The following is a 2199-nucleotide window of genomic DNA, read 5'->3' on the forward strand; positions in this document are numbered from 1 at the left end:
GAAAGCAAGGTTCCGACTTATTGACTGCCCTTTCGGGCGGACTCCAGACCCTTCTCCATAAGTTGAAGCCCTGCGAGTATGGTTAATCGCTCGAACTTAGGCGAAGTTTCCAGACTAAAAAGAAGGCTTGAAAAATGATTCGTTTTGAAATTTTTGATGTGCCGCGAGTGCGGTCAATAAAAGTGATGGGAATTTCTTTGATGGAAAATCTCTTTTTCCACAATCTGTATTTCATTTCTATTTGAAATGCGTATCCATCAGAAATAATTGAATCCAGATCTATATTTTCGAGAATCTTCCTGCGATAACAGTTAAATCCGCCCGTAGAATCGGAAATCGGAAGCCCGGTTACCATCCTAACATAAATATTGGCTCCTTGACTGAGGATGAGCCTGTGGAAAGGCCAATTCTTAATTCTGCCATCCTTGATATATCGGGAGCCAATTACCAGGTCATATTCTTTTGCTTTTTCCAGAAGGTCGATTAGATACTTCGGCTGATGAGAGAAGTCAGCATCCATCGTAAATATCAAGTTGTAATTATTCTCCAGAGCGTACTTGAATCCGGTAATGTAAGCTGTTCCCAGACCAAGTTTACCCGGGCGATGAATTACAGATATTTCTGAATGCTTCCCTGCTAGCCCGTCAGCTATTCTGCCTGTGCTATCGGGGGAATTATCATCAATGATTAAGACATGGAAGTCTCTATCTAAGTTCTTTATTTCCTCTATCAGTCTTTCGATGTTTTCCCTTTCGTTATATGTGGGTATTATTATTATTGATTTCATTTATAATGCAGAACTTTGCTCTGCTGCTACATTCCTTCCTGTAGCGCTAAAGCGTAAGCTTTGCCTTCCCTGTAGGGGACGGACTCCGTGCCGTCCCTTCCTTTGGGCGACCACAGAGTGTCGCCCCTACAAGGCAGAGCTTCGCTCTGTAGCTACATTCAATTACAGTTTCTTTTTGAAATATTCTATTGTTTTCTGGAGGCCTTCTTCCAGGGAAACTCTGGGAGACCAGTTCAACAGTTTTTTTGCTCTGGTTATATCTGGTTGCCTGATTTTGGGGTCGTCTACAGGAAGGGATTTACGAATTACTTTGCTCTTACTCTTTGTTAACTTTAGGATGAGCTTAGCAAAATCATTAACGGTCATTTCTTGAGGATTCCCTAAGTTAACGGGCTTATTGATATTGGAAAGGAGAAGTTTATAGATGCCTCCCACCATATCTGAAACGTAACAGAAACTCCTGGTTTGTGTACCATCACCGAATATAGTAAGAGGGTTCCCTTCTAAAGCCTGATTAATAAATGTGGGAACGACACGACCATCCTTTCTTCTCATCCTCGAACCATAAGTGTTGAAGATTCTGGCAATCTTTGTGTCAATTTTGTGATAGTAATGATAAGCCATAGTCATCGCTTCGGCAAAACGTTTAGACTCATCGTACACGCCTCGAGGACCAACACAATTAACATTGCCCCAGTAATCTTCTTTCTGGGGGCTAACCAGAGGGTCTCCATAGACCTCAGATGAAGAGGCTAACAAAAATTTTGCTTTCTTCTCTTTTGCCAGTCCAAGCGCTTTGTGTGTCCCTAAGGAGCCTACCTTCAACGTCTGAATGGGCAGTTCTTGATAGTCTATCGGGCTGGCAGGAGAGGCAAAATGTAGTATTGCATCAAGTTTGCCTTCGATGAAGATATAATTTGTTACGTCATGGTGGATAAACTTGAACTTCTCATTTCCCATGAGATGGGTGATGTTGTCAGCATTTCCAGTGATCAAGTTATCTATGCAAATTACGTTATGTCCCTCATTTATTAAGAAATCGCATAAGTGTGACCCTAAAAATCCGGCGCCGCCTGTTACTACTATTCTCATTTCTCCTCCTAACGACAAATTGAGACCAAGCATTGATGTAGTTGGGCGACCACGGAGTGTCGCCCCTACGCGATCGCTCTGCGGCTACATTTACGGGCGACCACGGAGTGTCGCCCCTACGCGTTTTATTGGGTGACCACCCCGCTGCACGGGGTAAACTGCATGTCGCCCCTACATGGAACGGCCGATGCTTTTATAGATAAAGCCCAGAGATTTCATCTTTTCAGGCTCGAAGACGTTCCTTCCATCAACTATAATGGGAGCTTTCATCAGCCTCTTAATCTTCTTAAGGTCAAGTTTTTTAAACTCTTCCCATTCGG

General features: G+C 43.2%; 3 protein-coding genes. All 3 read right to left on the reverse strand.

The features are described from left to right. Positions 1 to 82: 82 nt before the first annotated feature. Entirely contained in the window at positions 83 to 787 is a 705-nt protein-coding gene (locus tag VMW39_02425; protein ID HUW22873.1) for a polyprenol monophosphomannose synthase, read from the reverse strand. Between the two features lie 162 nt (positions 788 to 949). Further along, positions 950 to 1879 (reverse strand): UDP-glucuronic acid decarboxylase family protein, encoded by a 930-nt coding sequence (locus VMW39_02430; protein ID HUW22874.1) that lies wholly within the window; start codon positions 1877 to 1879, stop codon positions 950 to 952. A gap of 171 nt (positions 1880 to 2050) precedes the next feature. Continuing rightward, on the reverse strand, positions 2051 to 2199 hold a 149-nt coding region (locus VMW39_02435; protein HUW22875.1), incomplete at its 5' end, for a UDP binding domain-containing protein.

It is taken from the genome of bacterium, assembly GCA_035530055.1.
In the GTDB taxonomy this organism is placed as follows: domain Bacteria; phylum UBA6262; class WVXT01; order WVXT01; family WVXT01; genus WVXT01.

Coding starts and splice junctions, on each gene's coding strand:
- VMW39_02425 (HUW22873.1), bottom strand. CDS start 787: ATGAAATCAATAATAATAATACCCACATATAACGAAAGGGAAAACATC.
- VMW39_02430 (HUW22874.1), bottom strand. CDS start 1,879: ATGAGAATAGTAGTAACAGGCGGCGCCGGATTTTTAGGGTCACACTTA.